The sequence below is a fragment of the Bacillus pumilus genome (assembly GCF_024498355.1).
Lineage (GTDB): Bacteria > Bacillota > Bacilli > Bacillales > Bacillaceae > Bacillus > Bacillus pumilus_P.
Map to the genome: position 1 here is coordinate 2,320,996 of NZ_CP101833.1, position 16,382 is coordinate 2,337,377.

19 protein-coding genes are annotated in these 16,382 nt (G+C 41.1%); 2 read left to right on the forward strand and 17 right to left on the reverse strand.

Annotated features, from left to right (window positions below):
• Window positions 1-30 precede the first annotated feature (30 nt).
• On the reverse strand, window positions 31-1,245 hold the full coding sequence (gene fdhA, locus NPA43_RS11840; protein WP_099727725.1) for a formaldehyde dehydrogenase, glutathione-independent: 1,215 nt from the start codon (window positions 1,243-1,245) through the stop codon (window positions 31-33).
• Window positions 1,246-1,675: 430 nt separating this feature from the next.
• A complete protein-coding gene (locus NPA43_RS11845) occupies window positions 1,676-2,278 on the reverse strand; it encodes a class I SAM-dependent methyltransferase (protein ID WP_326839039.1) in 603 nt (200 codons plus the stop codon).
• A gap of 267 nt (window positions 2,279-2,545) precedes the next feature.
• On the opposite strand from NPA43_RS11845, the gene NPA43_RS19260 reads away from it, so the two are divergent.
• On the forward strand, window positions 2,546-2,671 hold the full coding sequence (locus NPA43_RS19260; protein WP_099727727.1) for a YjcZ family sporulation protein: 126 nt from the start codon (window positions 2,546-2,548) through the stop codon (window positions 2,669-2,671).
• Window positions 2,672-2,714: 43 nt separating this feature from the next.
• On the opposite strand, the gene NPA43_RS11855 is transcribed toward NPA43_RS19260, so the two are convergent.
• From NPA43_RS11855 to NPA43_RS11885, 7 genes are all read right to left on the reverse strand, one after another.
• Complete coding sequence (locus NPA43_RS11855) at window positions 2,715-2,882, reverse strand: hypothetical protein (RefSeq protein ID WP_180275522.1); 168 nt, start codon at window positions 2,880-2,882, stop codon at window positions 2,715-2,717.
• A gap of 159 nt (window positions 2,883-3,041) precedes the next feature.
• Window positions 3,042-3,176 (reverse strand): YrzI family small protein, encoded by a 135-nt coding sequence (locus tag NPA43_RS11860; RefSeq protein ID WP_008342648.1) that lies wholly within the window; start codon window positions 3,174-3,176, stop codon window positions 3,042-3,044.
• A 445-nt stretch (window positions 3,177-3,621) separates the two neighbouring features.
• Complete coding sequence (locus tag NPA43_RS11865) at window positions 3,622-3,852, reverse strand: YrhC family protein (RefSeq protein ID WP_099727728.1); 231 nt, start codon at window positions 3,850-3,852, stop codon at window positions 3,622-3,624.
• A gap of 72 nt (window positions 3,853-3,924) precedes the next feature.
• Window positions 3,925-5,073, reverse strand: a complete 1,149-nt coding sequence (locus tag NPA43_RS11870; protein ID WP_230030456.1) for a bifunctional cystathionine gamma-lyase/homocysteine desulfhydrase — start codon at window positions 5,071-5,073, stop codon at window positions 3,925-3,927.
• Window position 5,074: 1 nt separating this feature from the next.
• Complete coding sequence (locus NPA43_RS11875; protein ID WP_249705022.1) at window positions 5,075-5,998, reverse strand: PLP-dependent cysteine synthase family protein; 924 nt, start codon at window positions 5,996-5,998, stop codon at window positions 5,075-5,077.
• A 45-nt stretch (window positions 5,999-6,043) separates the two neighbouring features.
• Window positions 6,044-6,739, reverse strand: a complete 696-nt coding sequence (gene mtnN / locus NPA43_RS11880) for a 5'-methylthioadenosine/S-adenosylhomocysteine nucleosidase (protein ID WP_099727731.1) — start codon at window positions 6,737-6,739, stop codon at window positions 6,044-6,046.
• 15 nt (window positions 6,740-6,754) lie between these two features.
• On the reverse strand, window positions 6,755-7,396 hold the full coding sequence (locus tag NPA43_RS11885) for a class I SAM-dependent DNA methyltransferase (RefSeq protein ID WP_249705021.1): 642 nt from the start codon (window positions 7,394-7,396) through the stop codon (window positions 6,755-6,757).
• A gap of 186 nt (window positions 7,397-7,582) precedes the next feature.
• Between NPA43_RS11885 and NPA43_RS11890 the strand changes: the two genes are divergently transcribed.
• Entirely contained in the window at window positions 7,583-7,786 is a 204-nt protein-coding gene (locus NPA43_RS11890; protein WP_008358500.1) for a YrzA family protein, read from the forward strand.
• Window positions 7,787-7,876: 90 nt separating this feature from the next.
• On the opposite strand, the gene NPA43_RS11895 is transcribed toward NPA43_RS11890, so the two are convergent.
• The 8 genes from NPA43_RS11895 to mltG all read right to left on the reverse strand — a co-directional run bounded on the left by NPA43_RS11895 (window position 7,877) and on the right by mltG (window position 16,335).
• Entirely contained in the window at window positions 7,877-8,542 is a 666-nt protein-coding gene (locus NPA43_RS11895; protein ID WP_099727733.1) for a YrrS family protein, read from the reverse strand.
• A gap of 67 nt (window positions 8,543-8,609) precedes the next feature.
• A complete protein-coding gene (locus tag NPA43_RS11900) occupies window positions 8,610-10,352 on the reverse strand; it encodes a peptidoglycan D,D-transpeptidase FtsI family protein (RefSeq protein WP_099727734.1) in 1,743 nt (580 codons plus the stop codon).
• 50 nt (window positions 10,353-10,402) lie between these two features.
• A complete protein-coding gene (greA, locus tag NPA43_RS11905; protein ID WP_099727735.1) occupies window positions 10,403-10,876 on the reverse strand; it encodes a transcription elongation factor GreA in 474 nt (157 codons plus the stop codon).
• A gap of 639 nt (window positions 10,877-11,515) precedes the next feature.
• Window positions 11,516-12,148, reverse strand: a complete 633-nt coding sequence (gene udk, locus NPA43_RS11910; RefSeq protein ID WP_249705020.1) for a uridine kinase — start codon at window positions 12,146-12,148, stop codon at window positions 11,516-11,518.
• Window positions 12,149-12,155: 7 nt separating this feature from the next.
• Window positions 12,156-13,424, reverse strand: coding sequence for a peptidase U32 family protein (locus tag NPA43_RS11915; RefSeq protein WP_230030501.1), 1,269 nt, complete (start codon window positions 13,422-13,424; stop codon window positions 12,156-12,158).
• Between the two features lie 20 nt (window positions 13,425-13,444).
• On the reverse strand, window positions 13,445-14,374 hold the full coding sequence (locus NPA43_RS11920; RefSeq protein WP_099727738.1) for a peptidase U32 family protein: 930 nt from the start codon (window positions 14,372-14,374) through the stop codon (window positions 13,445-13,447).
• Entirely contained in the window at window positions 14,371-15,036 is a 666-nt protein-coding gene (locus tag NPA43_RS11925; protein ID WP_099727739.1) for an O-methyltransferase, read from the reverse strand. Before NPA43_RS11925 ends, NPA43_RS11920 begins: the two co-directional genes overlap by 4 nt.
• Window positions 15,037-15,252: 216 nt before the next feature.
• A complete protein-coding gene (gene mltG / locus NPA43_RS11930) occupies window positions 15,253-16,335 on the reverse strand; it encodes an endolytic transglycosylase MltG (protein ID WP_099727740.1) in 1,083 nt (360 codons plus the stop codon).
• Window positions 16,336-16,382 lie beyond the last annotated feature (47 nt).

Here is a 16,382-nt window from a genome sequence, read left to right on the forward strand (position 1 = left end):
TTTTTTCTCCAGCTTATTTTAAATGGATCATTATTTTGAAATCATCCCATGCGGGTCAATCACAAATTTCTTCGCCACACCCGAATCAAAATCACTATATCCTTTAGGCGCTTGATCGAGGTCAATGACGGTTGCATTGACGGCTTTGGCGATTTGTGCCCTTCCACTTAAAATGGATTTCATGAGACTGCGGTGATATTGCATGACAGGGGTTTGGCCTGTCACAAAGGTGTGCGCTTTGGCCCAGCCAAGTCCAATTCGTACTTTAAGAGAACCAACTTTTGCATCCTCATCCACTGCACCTGGATCTTCTGTGACGTAAAGCCCTGGGATTCCAAGTTTACCGCCAACTTTTGTAATATCCATAATGGTATTTAAAACGGTCGCAGGTGCTTCTCCCTGATCTCCATGACCTGAAGCTTCAAAGCCGACACAATCAACGGCACAGTCGACTTCTGGCTCTCCTAAGATATTCGTGATTTGTTCGCCGATTCGATCATGCTTTCGTAAATTGATCGTCTCGCAGCCAAAGCTTCTGGCCTGCTCCAGCCTTTGCTCATTCAGATCGCCAACGATCACAGCAGAGGCGCCAAGGAGCTGAGCGGAATGTGCTGCTGCAAGACCTACTGGCCCTGCACCAGCAATATATACGGTAGAGCCCGGCTTTACTCCAGCCGTATAAGCACCATGAAAACCTGTCGGGAAAATATCAGAAAGCATCGTCAAATCCAGTATTTTTTCCATTGCCTGATCTTTGTCCGGGAATTTGAGCAGCTGGAAATCTGCATATGGAACCATGACGTACTCGGATTGACCGCCAACCCAGCCGCCCATATCCACATATCCATAGGCGGAGCCAGGACGATCCGGGTTTACATTTAAGCACACATGGGTTTTTTGTTCCTTACACATGACGCAGCGTCCGCAAGCAATATTAAATGGAACTGACACGAGATCACCTTTTTGAATAAACTCCACATCTCGTCCAACCTCAACGACTTCACCTGTAATTTCATGACCAAGGACAAGTCCCTCAGGTGCAGTGGTACGCCCTCTCACCATGTGCTGGTCACTTCCGCAAATGTTTGTTGTCACCACTTTTAAAATGACGCCATGCTCACATTTGCGCCCAACATTGGCTTTAGGTACACCCGGGCCATCCTTTAAGACCAAATCAGGGTATCCAATATCCTCAACTGCTACATTTCCTGCCCCTTTATAAACGACACCTTTGTTTCCCGACATGTTTCCATTCCTCCCTTTTTGTTTAAAAATGAAGTCTCTACAATTTTCTCTATTTCTCGAGCAATTCCCTTCTTCAAACCGCACATTGACTCAAAAAGAAGGAACCAAATGTCTATCAGGGAGAGAAAGATGTATCTTCCAGTCAAATAAAAAAGAAAATATTGAAAAAAAAGCTAAACTTTTGCAGAACGGTGTCGATATAAGGAATAAGCCAGACAGGTATCCTTAATCGACAAACAAATTCCTTATATATACTATCATTCCTTACACACCTGGCTGGCCCCTTTATATGAAATGAATGCAAAAGGCTCAGGCTCTTCTCATGAAGAGCCTTTATTTGTTGACACTGTCGCCTTCACACGCAAAGAGGCTCCTCTGACGAAGAGCCTCTTTTTTGAAGTGCTTGTTCATTACCTGGGAAATATTTTCATCATTTTAAGGCTTTGATACAGATGTATGTATCATAGTGATAAACCGAGACGTCTCTAAAGTGATACGCTGAAAATAGGCGGCTGATCTCTTGTTCACTGTACGATGAGAAAGACTGTGACCGTTTTTGTTCCTTCATCAGCTCCTGTTTTTGAAAAGATAAGAATACTTCTCCATCCACTTGAAGGACGCGGTACACTTCCTTCATCACCTGTTCGATATCCGGCAAGTAATAAATGGTCTGCACCGTAAATAATTTATTGAATGATCTGTCTTCAAAAGGTAAATGCTCAGCCTTACCAAAAGTAATGACGGCTTTGTCCTGTTCCACAAGCTTCTTATTTTTTCTTTTTGCATATTTGATCATATGACGAGAGGCGTCCACTCCGTACACTTTTCCTCGGTCGAGTTTTTCTGCTACTTTTGATAATGTCATGCCTCTTCCGGTACCGATTTCTAAAATTCGGTCATTTTCTTGTATATTTAAGAGTTGAATCGTCCATTGATTGATATTATGATGATTTTTTTCCATATAGCGGGCAACCCATTTTGAGAACAAGCCTTTTGGTTCTCTCATTTGTTTTCCAATCCAGCTTTGAATCAATGTTAACACCTGCTTTACACCAGTAAATAAAACTATTTACGAATTTTCTTACTTTTCATATCGGTTCTCACCTAACAAAAGTTAAGACCTAGTCCTAATTTATTTGTCCTTTATTAGACGGCACCTTTTCAGAAAATGTTTCGCATGACTTAAAAAATATTTGATTGAATAGGCGTTTTCATTAATTGTGCAAAGATTGCTTTCGTTTTCTGCATGAGCTGCATATTTTATGAATGTATCTTGATTAGATAAAGGTGGTGCTAGATTATGGGCTTTGGCGGTTATTCTGGAGGCAACTGCGGTGGCTACGGTGGCGGTTTTGCAGGCGGATTCGCATTGCTTGTTGTACTCTTCATTTTGTTGATCATCATCGGTGCAAGCTGGATTTGCTAATGTAAAAGGAGCAGGAAACGTCATTGTTTCCTGCTCCTTTTCTTTAATACCAATAAGTTGGATAATTGTAATTGTACATATAGCGTCTGAGCATTTCTTGCTGCTCTCTTTGCATTCGGTATGGATTGCCGTACCCGTGCTTTAAGGAATGCGGAATGGACGCATACCCGTGCCCCACTGACGGAAACCTCATATATGGTGACATCGACATTCATTGATCACCTCACAATCTCCTTTTACGGTTATCATATGTGCAGGTGATCAATGTGGAGCGTGTCTAAACCTGGTCCTTCTCCCTTGTATAACAATCAAGCATTGCAAGCATCATAAACATGTCAATCTCCTCCTTTTCATCTTTTTTCTTTTCCTTTTAGTTCATATACTTTAGTTGTTTCTGCTTCATTTCTTCATAAAAAGTTTCGACTTGCTGTTCATAAAGAACGGTTTCAATGTCTTTGTATTTACGCTGAATCGTCAATGTAATAAAAAATAAATGGATTGTCATCTACGCTCACCTCCCTTCAGTTCGCAGCACGCGAAATAGCCCGCAGATCTTCTTTATCAGTTGACCTGCGGGCACACAAAAATGCAGATCAAAAGACAGTGTCTTTCAACCTGCGATGGATGATGCGTGAAAAATCCTCGTTTACTTAAACAGTTTTGAAGCGTGCACCGTAATAGGTAAAGGAAGGACACGAGCTCTTCCACAGGCTGATGACATGATGAAATTGTTTGTTGAATTGATCACAAGTAGATACGAATAACATATTCTTCAGCCTCCTTTACATTTTTTAATTACTTTGTAAGTATATCCAGCAAGCACCATTTTGTAAACCTGTTTTTAGTCATTTAGGTGTTTTTTGTGTTTTTAACTAAATTTCTACAGTCATTCTTGTCCCTTTGTCCAATCAATAAAAAAGCCCCCTCATCACATGAGGAGACTTTTCGAATTAATCTTCATCTAGTTCTTGCAGTTTCTTTTGAAAAAAGATCGCACGTTTTACACAAAGAAAAGCTGCTAATAAGAACATACAATCTACTGCCATCATCAGCATTTTTGGAGATGCTTCGATGTGCTGGTTAGGTAAGATCGTACCAATATATAAAAAGGTGCTGACAGCAAGCAAAATAAAAGCGTACTGCTTGTAATCTGTCACTAAACCACTCCACTTTTTCTTCACTTGTTTCACCTTCCCGTATTCAATGTCTATTCATAGCTTAACATAGTGAAAGAAAGCGAGGAGCATGTAAATCTATCCATTCGCTAGTGCGTCAAGCCCTTGTTCGATATCATGCAGTAAATCATCAACATCTTCAATGCCGACTGAAATACGAATTAAACCATCTGTGATGCCAAGCTCTTCTCGTCGATCTTTTGGAATGGACGCATGGGTCATTCGAGCAGGGACAGAAATTAAGCTTTCAACCGCTCCAAGGCTTTCTGCTATTGTAAACAGCTTAAGCTGGCTTAAAAACTCATCAACATTTTCTTCTTTTCCAATATCAAAAGAGATCATTCCGCCGAAGCCTGTTGCTTGTGCTTTCGCCAGTTCATGACCTGGATGAGTGCTCAGACCTGGATAATAGACACGTGTAATCGCTGGATGTTGTTCTAAAAATTCGGCGATTTTCTGCGCATTTTGTTGATGTGCTTCCATTCTTAGTCCAAGCGTTTTCATCCCTCTCATGAGAAGCCACGAATCCTGCGGTCCAAGAATACCGCCTGTCGAGTTTTGAACAAAGTGCAGTTCTTCTCCAAGCTCTTTCGTTGCTGTCACGACAAGTCCGCCCACAACATCACTATGGCCGCCTAAATATTTTGTGGCACTGTGCAGGACAATGTCAGCCCCATATTCAATTGGCTTTTGGACATACGGCGTGAAAAATGTATTATCCACAATCATCAAGATGTTGGCTTCTTTTGTGATGTGGCTGATGGCTTTTAGATCGGTCATTTTGAGTAAAGGATTAGTCGGCGATTCAATGTAAACGGCTTTTGTTTCAGGTGAAATCGCTTTTTTCACCGCTTCAGGATCACTTGTATCAACAAAGGTAGCCTCAATGCCAATACGATTGAGCACCTTCGTGATCACGCGGTAGGTCCCGCCGTACACGTCGTCTGTCAGAACAATATGATCCCCGCTGTTAAACAGCATCATCACTGCTGTAATAGCAGCCATCCCGGAACCGAATGCGTAGCCGTTTGCTCCTCCTTCAAGTTCACTTATGACTGTTTCCAGTGCTGTTCTTGTTGGGTTCGCTGTTCTGGAATATTCATATCCTGTATGTTCGCCTGCTTTCGGCTGCTTATAGGTGCTCACTTGGTAAATGGGTACAGACACGGCGCCTGTTTTTTCATCACCAGTTGTTCCGCTGTGAATCATCATTGTTTTTGGTTTCATTCTATTTTCCTCCCTCATAAATTCCTTTACTTAAATACCGCTCACTGCTGTCAGGAAAAATGGTGACAATGACTGTGCCAGGTGCTGCCTTTTTGGCTTCTTCTAAAGCGGCAAATAACGCGGCGCCAGAAGAGCTTCCTAGCAGAATGCCTTCTTTTTCAGCGGCTTCCTTTACCATTCGGAACGCATCATCGTCACTGACGGTGTAAATCTCATCAAATAAAGACGATTCCATATAATCTGGAATAAATTCAAGGCCAATTCCTTCCGTTCTATGGGGACCTGGCTTTCCGCCATTTAAAATGGATCCTTCTGGCTCAACAATAACCGTTTTTAACGCCTGATGTTGCTCTTTTAAATAGGCGGCACATCCTTGAAAAGTCCCTCCAGATCCTGCTCCTGCCACGAAAACATCGATGTTCCCTTGTAAGTCAGACCATAATTCTGGTCCGAGCGTTCTGTAGTAAGTCAATGGATTTACTTGGTTTTTAAATTGTAAAACACAATAGGCATTGTCAAGGCTTGCCTCTAGTTCAAGGGCTCGATTAATCGCACCTTTCATGCCCTCTTTTCTTGGTGTATGAATAATGTCTGCACCAAGCGCCTTCATCAGCTGTTGTTTTTCTTGACTAAAATGTTCTGGTACACAAAAAATGGTGCGCAATTGATGCTTCCTTGCGTTTAAGGCAAGCCCAATTCCTGTATTTCCAGCAGTTGCTTCAATAATAGTTCCGCCTGGCCGCAATTTGCCAGATGCCAACGCCTCTCTTATAAGCATGTCGCCTAAACGATCCTTAATACTTCCACCTGGATTCATCATTTCAAGCTTTGCATACACGTCAACACCTGCCGGAACCCCAATCCCTGACAACTTTAGAAGTGGTGTGTGACCAATTAATTCTGTAATATCCTTTATGACAGCCATATGTTTCCCTTCCTTTGCATGGAAAAGAAGGGGGAACCCCTTCTTTTATTGTGTTTGCTTTATCATACGCAGGACAAGATCTGTTGAGTGAATCGCTGCTTGCTCAAGAAATTGATCAAAGGAGATATTGGATTCTTTCCCCGCAATATCCGATAGCGCACGAACGACAACAAATGGCGTTCCAAAGAGCTGGCATACTTGTGCAACGGCCGCTGCCTCCATTTCCACCGCATATAGCTCTGGAAACTTCTCTCTCACAAACGCTACACGATTCGGATCATTCATAAACGAATCTCCTGTTGCAATCGTTCCTTTTGCCACTTGAATATGATCGATCTCTAAAGCAGATTCCTCTGCCAGTTTCACAAGCTTTTCATCTGCGACAAAAGCAGCTGGCAATCCTGGCACTTGTCCGTATTCGTAATCAAAGATTGTGACATCTACATCATGATGTCTGACATCTGTAGATATGACAATATCACCTACATTTAATGAGTGATGGAAACCGCCAGCAGATCCAGTATTGATCACATAATCTGGCTGAAAGCGGTCAAGCAGCAGTGTTGTGCTGACCGCCGCATTCACTTTTCCAATTCCTGATTTTAATAAAATCACTTCTTTATCTTCATAAACACCTGTTGTAAATTCACACCCAGCGATGTTTTCTTGTGCTGCATTCTTTAGTTGATCTCTTAAAATCGTGACTTCTTCTTCCATTGCACCTATTACTGCGATTTTCAAATCAAAAACATCCTTTCATTCCCTTTTCTTCGCCTCTACGATCCAAACAAAATCATTCATTTGATGAAAGGATGTGCTAAAACCTTCTTCTTCGAAGATTTGCTTTAACACATCAATGGATGGATAGTATTCCGTTTCTAAATCCTCTGCAAGCTGGTCGAATCCAGCAGCTTTGGCTTTGTCGATTTCAGCTTGATGTGCTGCTTGATTTTGAAACATTGTATCAGCAAAGACTATTTTACCACCTGAGTGAAGGAAGTTGCCATAGGTGTGAATGGCTTGTTTTTTTTCTTCGTCCGTTAAATGGTGGAAAGCATATGAGCTGACGATCGTATCGGGCTCAAATGGTGGCGCTGGAAACGATAAAAAGTCCCCATCATGAAACACATTTGGTACTCCTTTTTGAAGAGCCGCTTTCTTCATGGCGTCTGATGGTTCAACGCCAAACACGTTCTTATCTGCTGCAAGCAGCACCGTCGTTAGATTACCCGTGCCGCTTCCAAACTCAAGGACATATTGACCCGAACGTCGAGCAATCTCATTTAGAATGGCCGGATACCGGCGGAACACTTCTTCATACTGCTCGTCATGACCACTTACAGTGTCGTCATAAGACTCAGCCCAATGATCAAATAAAGAAAGAAACTCACGTCCCATTTTCTTCCCCTCCACTTTATCTATTTATTCCTATGTGTATAGTATGTTTTATTCCGTCGAACAGTTCCTATCCTACCACAACTTCTGTTTCTTTCCTACTAAAAAATACAGGGAGGGGTAGAAAAATATTTGCCCTTTTGAAAGAGAGAGATTAAGATGAATGAAGAGCATGGAGGGGTGAATGAAATGGATTTTCAACTGGATTTTTTAAAGGACAAAATTGAATTTTTTGAGGCAGCGTCTTTAAAAGAGCTTGAACAAAAGATCCAAAAACAAATTGAACATAATCAGGCGATCCTGCTAACCGTTCATTCAGTGAGTCATCAAACAACTGTGATCGATGACCGGATTTTGTATACAGCGGTTGTTCATTTTAAAGCGAATGTCTAAATAAAAAAGAAGACAAAAGGCTAAAAATAAAGATCATTTTAGCCCTTTGTCAACAATCTGAGATAGCATGTCTGCTATCTTTTTTCATGTTTATTTTAATTTTTCAACCTTCACAGGTTTCCAGCCTTTTTCATCCACCCACGTAATTTCCACGCGGTAGCGCTCACCTGTTGATTTATCACGGATGGTTCCCTTTGCATCTTGAGGTCCTCCGTTATTTCCTAACCAAAGAACAGTCATTTGATCCTCTGAAATTCCTGTCGCATAGGACATGGCTTTGATCATTTCTTTCCAGTCTTTTGATTTAGAATCATAGGTCGCTGTATGTGAACCGGATTGCTCTGTTCCTACAGGCTCCCAGTCATCGTTTTCGTATGTTTTGTCTACGTCACTCGTTTTACCGCCGTCTGTTTCTTTGGCGTCTTTTAACGCATCTTTGCTCGGCTCGTTTTCATCATCCGTTTTCTTTGTATCGTCGTCTTGATCGGATGAGTCATCTTTTTTTGCATCTGAATCATCGGATGTATCTTTCTTTTGATCTTTCACATCTTCTTCTGAGTTTTGTTTATTTTCACTCGATGCAGGCGCCGTTTTAGATGGTGCATCCGCTACATCTGGATCTTTCGGTTTATTAAAAATTAACAAACTCGATGCGACAACCAAAATAAGCACTACAACAATACCAATTAATATGTTAAGCACCATATTCGCCTTTCTGCGCTTATCACGATGTTCAAATCGAGAATTTCTACTCAAAATCTCTGCACTCCTTTGCCTCTGTTCCCTAAGTCGTTACTATTCTAACATGACATGAAGGGATGTTCTATGTCTGTTTCTTTTCAATTTCATTGACCTTTTTTACAATATCATAAAACGCATCATTTGTCTTAGCCCGTCCACTTGTCTCGTCAAGGTGAACAACGACAAGGGCGTATTTTGGTTTTTCCACCGGAAAGTATCCAGCAAACCACTTATGATAAAGGGGATTCCCCTTTTTGTCTTTACTGCCGGTTTGAGCAGTGCCTGATTTCCCCGCCATATCGAATGGCAAATCTTGAAACCTTCTTCCTGTTCCTTTGTCAGACGTCACCACCTGCCTTAAGTACTTTTGCAACTTTTGAGCTGTATAGCGGTCAATGCTGTCTCCTTCAGATCGTTTGTTTTGAAAGGATAGCATCGTTGTTCCGTTTTGATACAGCACTTTATCTGCAATTCTCACTTCTTTTCGTTCTCCGCCTCTTGCGATCGTTGCCATCATATTGGCGATTTGCAACGGAGTCGTTTTGACATTTTTTTGACCTATCGCTGTTTGCGCAATGGCTTTTTTGACATGCTTGTCTCTTTTATCTCCCCACACACTGCCTGTTTCTTCACGATCAAACTGTTTGAATTGCTGCTTATGGTATACCTCCCCTTCCCAGCCAGCTCGATCAATAAGTCCAAGCTTTGAAGCCGTCTTTTCGATGATTTGATCATCTGTTTGGATGAGCTGACCGGCGAGTGTTGCAAAGGTATAGTTACAGCTTTGCGCAAAGCTCTCAGACAGATTCAGCACTTCCTGTTTTCCTTCTGGCTCTCCATATAAATTCTTTCGACAGTCATACATGGTTTGTGGCTGGTCGAGGTTTTTTTCGATCGCTGCGGCAAGCACAGCGGTTTTAAATACAGAGCCTGGTGCAATGGCTGTCAGCATGTAATTTCTTGCTTCATGCCGGTTTTTGCTTGTGACATTCGGAGCACTCGCCATGGCCAGCACACTGCTGTTTTGAATATCGAGCAGAACAGCTCCGCCTTTTTCAACGCCTTGTTCTTTGAGAACCTTCTCCATTTCGGCTTGCATGTCTTCATCCATTGTTGTCTGAACCTGAAGTGGATAAAACGAATGAGCTTCTGCTGTATATTTGACGTCCATCCCAAACAAAGGGTTTCCCCTTCCGTCCACATGATATAACAATTTTGTGTCTTGCTCGGGTAATAGAAATTCGTCAAAGGTACTTTCCAGCCCAAATGTGCCAATTTCTGTTCGGATGGAAAGCCCTTTTTTATCAGGATAACGCTTTCTCAGTAATTCTGGATTCTCGCTTGTGAAACCTAATGTGTGGAGGGCAAGTCTTTTTTTGTCCTTCTCTTTCATATATACGCCGTAAACACCTGAATATTTCATATCATTGATGTCTTTCAGCTTTTTTTTCGTCATGTCCTCTTTTAGAATAAGAGGTTTTTTGGTTTCTGTTAGCTGTTTTTTGAGTTCGTCTTCTTCCATTTCAAGAATAGAGGCGGTTTGCTTTAAGTGAGGAAGATCATATTGCAAAAAAGGAAATAAGATGATCGCTGGCTGTTCTTTTGTGAGAAGTGCTTGGCCATTCCGATCTAAAAATTCGCCGCGTCCGTCTGAAATGACCACTTCTTCTGTTCGCTGTCTGACACTTTCTTGTATTAAATTGATATCAAGCTTTGAAAAAGATTCTGTGAAAAACAGCTGAATTTCTGCCAGTCTGATAAGAAGACCGAGCAGCAGCATAAAAATAATGGCACCTGTCCATTGAATTCTTCTTTTTTTGCGCATAAAAACACCTCGTCCCTATTGTGGACGAGGTGTTTATCGTATAAACGTGATTATGAAATTTTTACAATTTGGACGAACATTTCTCCGCCAGGTGTTTGAACGGTTACTTTGTCATCTACTTGTTTGCCTAATAGGCTTTTTGCAATTGGTGAGTCGTTTGAAATCTTTCCTTCAAACGGATCAGCTTCTGCACTTCCAACAATCGTATAAGATTCTTCTTCTCCGTCCGGTAATTCAACGAATGTCACCGTTTTACCAAGTGAGACAACATTTGAGTTCCCCTCATCCTCGATAATTTTGGCATTACGAATCATATTATCAAGCGTTGTGATACGACCTTCTACAAACGCTTGCTCTTCTTTAGCAGAATCATATTCCGAGTTTTCAGAGAGGTCTCCGAAGCTTCTAGCGATTTTAATACGCTCTACAACCTCTTTACGTTTAACCGTTTTCAAATGTTCAAGCTCTTCTTCTAATTTACGCTTTCCTTCTTCTGTCATTGGAAATACTTTCTCGTGTGCCATGAATCATTCACTCCTTCTATTAATCCTCATCATACAAGCTTTCTGCACGTGAGTGACGACTGAAATATACAAGAATGAGGACATGTGCAGGCCCTCATTCTTTCTGTCCCATATTCGTAAAAGTCCATCTTACATGGCGTCCCTTTTAGATGCAACTATTATGCCTTTTATTTTGGCAGGACCACTCGCGGTTTAAAGATAATTTATCTTCATCGCACAAACTGTGGAAAGGCACAGGAAGCTCCTGTACCTCGTTCGGCCATTTCGATCATATGTAGAAGAATAGCTTATCCATTCTTCATCTTTCAATACATAATATGGTCAGTGTACGATATGTCTATGCTATATTATTACAAAATTGCATTTTGATCAAGAATTGTTTGAAAATTTGTGATGATTTGTTTGTCATTTTTTCAATATACTTTTACAACTTCATTCTTTCACTATATGATGGTGATTTTTCCACTTCTGCTTTTCTTCATTGTTTTCCTATCATATCAAATCTTTCATTCAATGTTTTACTTCTCAAAATGCTCAAATATCATCTACCACTAGAAATAAGTGAAATATTGGTTTTAACTCTCTTTTTGTGATCATGATGCTGAAAAGACCTTTACATTGTAAAGGCCTCTTCACCATTTATTCTCCGCGGTTTTGAAGAATCGTTTGAATTTTTGTCACCATGAGATCAATCGCCACATGGTTTTGACCGCCTTCTGGGATGATGATATCGGCGTAACGCTTTGTCGGTTCAATGAATTGATTATGCATCGGTCTGACAACAGATACATATTGTTCGATCACGGAATCGATAGAACGGCCTCTTTCCTTCGTATCACGTAAAATACGGCGAATGATGCGTAGATCTGCATCAGTATCGACATACAGTTTAATATCCATTAATTCTCTAAGACGTTCATCTTCTAGTGCAAAGATGCCTTCAACGATGATGACATCCTTTGGTTCAACATGTACCGTCTCTTCTGAACGTGTATTTAGTTTAAAATCATAAATTGGTTTTTCAATGGATTCGTATCTTAGCAGCTGTTCCAAGTGCTCAAACATGAGATCATTGTCGAATGCAAGCGGATGATCATAGTTCGTGAGCAGGCGCTCTTCAAATGGCATATGACTTTGATTTTTGTAATATAAATCTTGTTGAAGCATGAGGATGGAATGTCCTTTAAATTTTTCATAGATGGAATTGGTGACGCTCGTTTTACCTGAACCCGAGCCGCCAGCAATTCCGATCACAACTGGTTTTCTCCTCATGGGCCTGTTATTTCCCCTTTCTCATCATGTTGCTAGGGTATACTTTTTGATCAAGCTTAAATTTCACAATTTGCAGCGGATGACGAGCGGCATCTAGCTCATTTCCTTTTTCATCCCAAATCGTCTCAATTTTGAATGTGAAATTCTCAATTTCTGGTCCGAAGAATTCGACTTCATCGCCTGCTTTAAAGAAGTTACGCTGTTGCAATGTCACGATATGTTCTTTTTCATCATAATGAAGAACGAGACCAGCGAAATCAAATGTCGTTTTCTTTCCATGAATGCCAAACATTTGTTCATCCGTTCCCGGTACGCCTTCGAAAAAGGCTGGCGCTGTGTCACGGTTTGCACATTTATCTAATTCATCTAACCATTCCTGCTGAATGACAAAATGATCTGGATCTGCACAATAGGCATCGATGACTTTACGATACACACTCACGACAGTCGCCACATAATGAATCGATTTCATCCGTCCTTCGATCTTTAAGCTGTCAATCCCCATTTCGATCATTTGAGGAATGGATTCGACAAGCTTTAAGTCTTTTGGACTCATCGCAAATGGTGCATCTTCTTCACCGAATAATGGTGCTTCCTCAGAACCTTCTAGTTTATAAAGATCATAATCCCAGCGACAAGACTGACAGCAGCCTCCGCGGTTAGAATCTCTCGCGGTCATATGGTTACTGAGCACGCAGCGGCCAGAGTAAGCAATACACATCGCGCCGTGAATGAACGTTTCGATTTCTATATCGACCTTTTCTTTCATTTCTCTAATTTCTAGCGCACTTGTTTCACGTGCAAGCACCACACGCTCAAGCCCTTCTTCCTTCCAAAACTGAACAGCTTTCCAATTTGAAAGAGATTGCTGCGTGCTTAAGTGAACTTCCAGCTTTGGCGCCACACGTTTACATGTTTCAATGATCAGCGGATCAGCCACAATTATTCCCGCTACACCAGCGCCTTCAATCCCTTGAAGGTATTCCTCTAGCCCGTCCATGTTTTCATTGTGGGCAAAGATATTTGTTGTCACATAAATCCGTGCGCCGTATTTGTTTGCAAATGCGACGCCTTCTGCCATTTCTTCAATTGAAAAGTTATCTGCATTTGAGCGAAGTCCAAACTCTTTCCCGCCAATAAAGACGGCGTCTGCTCCGTAATGTACAGCAATTTTCAGCTTTTCCAGGTTCCCTGCTGGTGCAAGCAGTTCTGGTTTTTTTGTAATGACACGTTTTCCATCAATCATTTCAGAAATACCATCCTTTAAAAGTGCCATTTCCTCTGCCTCCTCTTATGTTAATAAACCGTTTCTTTAAAGAAGAATCCTGTATCAATCGAACGATTGACTGGCTGAATGTCTTCAATCTGCTTCACCCAATCATCTTTCTGATCTTCATAAGCCTCTTTGTCAGTCGTTAGCAAATCAATTGCTTTTCTATATAGAGACGTCACCTCTGTCATATAAGAAAGTGACTTTAAAATTCCGTCAATTTTAAAAGAGTCAACACCTGCGTCGACAAACTCCTCTAATTCATCAATCATACACACATCATTTGGACTCATAATATGAGTGCCGTTTGCATCCTCGAAAATAGGGTATTTGTTTTGACGCTCTTGGTCATGAAGGAATAGTCCTTCCCCCATATGACTGCCTTCCACGTCCATTTGTTTGCCCTGGTATTCAAAGTAGTTGCCGATGAGCGTACGTTTCGATTGGAACATACATGTCATGCCATGGACTTGAATTTCGATCTCCACCTCAGCATTTTCTTTGATGTCGATCACACTGTCCATATTCAGCTCTTTGGCAAGAACAGCACGCGTTGCACCTTTTCTGCCCCAGTAGTTACAAGTGTAATAGTTTGTCCCAGTCGTTTCTGTACTCCAGTGAAGATTCAGGCTGACCCCTGTTTCCTTTGCGGCCATGATCACTGCTGGGTCTCCAAAGACGACACCATCCACGTTTAATGCATCGAGAAAGGTTAAATAATCTCCAAGCAGCTGAACACGGTCATTATGAAAAATCGCATTCATGGCCACATACACTTTTTTGTGATGTGCATGTGCAAGCTGAACCGTTTGTTTCACATCTTCTCTTGAAAACTCGCCTGCAAGGCGAATGCCGTATGTCTGTTCGCCTATTAAAAATGCGTCAGCTCCCGCCTCGATTAATGGCAGTACGTCTGACACTTTGCTTGGCGTCACAAGCAATTCTGGTTTTTTCATGATTGGTCACCTCTTTTTGTACTAATGGCGATCCCATCTCCAACTGGAATGATACATGTTTGGAAGTCAGGATTTGACATCAGCCATTGATTGTATCGATCAATTTTTCCAATTAATTGTTTTTTTCGTTTATCTTCAATTTCTTCTTCATAATTTGTCGCGACTAAGCCTTTGAATAATACATTGTCTGTAATAATCATTCCGTCATGAGCCAGCATCGGTTCAAACAGCTCAAAAAAGCGTTTATACTGCCCTTTTGCGGCATCAATGAAGATCACATCATAGGGCGCCATCGTTTGGACTGTTTTAGCCGATTCCATGGCATCACCAAAGAACACGTGTATTCTTTCTTTTAATTTTAATTCCTCAATGTTCCGTGTCGCTTCTTCATAGCGTTTCGCATTCCGCTCAATCGTGTAAATCTCAGCATCTGGGAGAGCTGTCGCCATTCTAATCGCCGAATAGCCAATTGCTGTCCCAACCTCAAGAATTTTCTTCGGCTTTTTCATAGAAAGCAGCTGAAGTAAAAGTTCGATGCTCACCTTTTCCATGATTGGCACATGATGCTCTTTTGCATATATCTCTAATTGAGCGATTGCATCAGGACTTGGTTGAATTAAATGTTCAATATAATCATTTATTTGATCATCTTCGATAGTCATTATATGTCTAGCTCCTTCATGACCTGAAAAAGAAGAGTCCTGCCTATTGCAGCTCTCTTTCTCGTCAATCAATCTTTCGTTCATCTAAGTAAAAACAACCCGATATATTTTACCACAAAGAAGTGGTAATTGCGAACCTATAAAATGGATATTTCAACGAAAAAAACTGCAGGCAATCTGGCTATTGTCTACAGTCTTTTCCGTTTCACATGTGCGTTAATTGCTGCCTGTGATGTATTTCGCTTTCGCTTTATTGTGCTCATTTAACGTTTTCGTAAAGACGACTTCTCCATTTTTCTTCGCAAGGAAGTAAACAAAATCCGTTTTCTCTGGATGCAGTGCTGCTTTCCATGAAGATTCACCAGCATTTGCAATTGGACCAGGTGGCAGCCCTTTGTTGATATACGTATTATACGGAGATTTCACCTTTAAGTCTTTGTAATAGACACGGGATTTATGCTCACCAAGTGCATAAAGAACTGTTGGGTCTGTTTGGAGCGGCATGTCCTTTTTCAACCGGTTATAAAACACACTTGAAATTTTTGACCGATCCGTCTTTTCCGTTGCTTCCATTTCAATCAGTGATGCCATTGTTAACACATCGTGTATGGACATGTTTCTCTTTTTCATGTCTTTTTCATATGTTTTCACATATTGATCCGTGTGTTTAATCATTGTATCAATGATTGTTTCGAGTGATTCATCCTCACGATAAAATGGATACGTAGCAGGGAATAAATATCCCTCTAACGGATGTTTGACCTGTTTTCCATCAACCTGTGATGTCACCGTTTTCGGATATTTTTTCATTAACTTTTGAATAAAAGCTGGATCATCCAGCTTCGCTTCAACTTCCTTCGCTGAAAAATTCGTCTGGTTGGCAATGATCGTTGCAATATCAGACAGCTGTTTTCCTTCAGGAATCACAAGCTGAAAGGCGTAATCTGTGCCGCCAGATGTCAGCTTTTGAATGAGCTGGCCCGCGTCCATTGTTTGTTTTAAATGAAAGTATCCTGCTTTAAAGCCGGAAGCTTTTTTGTATTTTGCATAGTAAGTGAAAATGGTGTCATTCGAAATAAGCCCATTTTCTTTTAGGATGCCCGCAATCGCACGGACAGAAGTCCCATTTGGAATATGAATATTAATTGTTTGTTTGCTTTTTTGATCGACCGGTCCGAGTGCTGATTTAACATATAAAAAGCCTGATAATGCTGCAATGATGATTACAGCAAGTACAGATAACAGGACGATCCCCTTTTTTCTTTTAAAGAATGGTCGTTTCTTTTGTTCTGAAAACATGCATGGCCCTCCTCACATCTAGCCTTTATAGTACATGATTCGACGGA

Bases quoted from the DNA above. Each gene is read 5' to 3' on its own strand.
- fdhA (WP_099727725.1), bottom strand. From the start codon at position 1,245: ATGTCGGGAAACAAAGGTGTCGTTTATAAAGGGGCAGGAAATGTAGCA.
- NPA43_RS19260 (WP_099727727.1), top strand. From the start codon at position 2,546: ATGGGCTTTGGCGGTTATTCTGGAGGCAACTGCGGTGGCTACGGTGGC.
- NPA43_RS11855 (WP_180275522.1), bottom strand. From the start codon at position 2,882: ATGTCGATGTCACCATATATGAGGTTTCCGTCAGTGGGGCACGGGTAT.
- NPA43_RS11860 (WP_008342648.1), bottom strand. From the start codon at position 3,176: ATGACAATCCATTTATTTTTTATTACATTGACGATTCAGCGTAAATAC.
- NPA43_RS11870 (WP_230030456.1), bottom strand. From the start codon at position 5,073: ATGAAACCAAAAACAATGATGATTCACAGCGGAACAACTGGTGATGAA.
- NPA43_RS11875 (WP_249705022.1), bottom strand. From the start codon at position 5,998: ATGGCTGTCATAAAGGATATTACAGAATTAATTGGTCACACACCACTT.
- NPA43_RS11885 (WP_249705021.1), bottom strand. From the start codon at position 7,396: ATGGGACGTGAGTTTCTTTCTTTATTTGATCATTGGGCTGAGTCTTAT.
- NPA43_RS11890 (WP_008358500.1), top strand. From the start codon at position 7,583: ATGGATTTTCAACTGGATTTTTTAAAGGACAAAATTGAATTTTTTGAG.
- NPA43_RS11900 (WP_099727734.1), bottom strand. From the start codon at position 10,352: ATGCGCAAAAAAAGAAGAATTCAATGGACAGGTGCCATTATTTTTATG.
- greA (WP_099727735.1), bottom strand. From the start codon at position 10,876: ATGGCACACGAGAAAGTATTTCCAATGACAGAAGAAGGAAAGCGTAAA.
- udk (WP_249705020.1), bottom strand. From the start codon at position 12,148: ATGAGGAGAAAACCAGTTGTGATCGGAATTGCTGGCGGCTCGGGTTCA.
- NPA43_RS11915 (WP_230030501.1), bottom strand. From the start codon at position 13,424: ATGGCACTTTTAAAGGATGGTATTTCTGAAATGATTGATGGAAAACGT.
- NPA43_RS11920 (WP_099727738.1), bottom strand. From the start codon at position 14,374: ATGAAAAAACCAGAATTGCTTGTGACGCCAAGCAAAGTGTCAGACGTA.
- NPA43_RS11925 (WP_099727739.1), bottom strand. From the start codon at position 15,036: ATGACTATCGAAGATGATCAAATAAATGATTATATTGAACATTTAATT.
- mltG (WP_099727740.1), bottom strand. From the start codon at position 16,335: ATGTTTTCAGAACAAAAGAAACGACCATTCTTTAAAAGAAAAAAGGGG.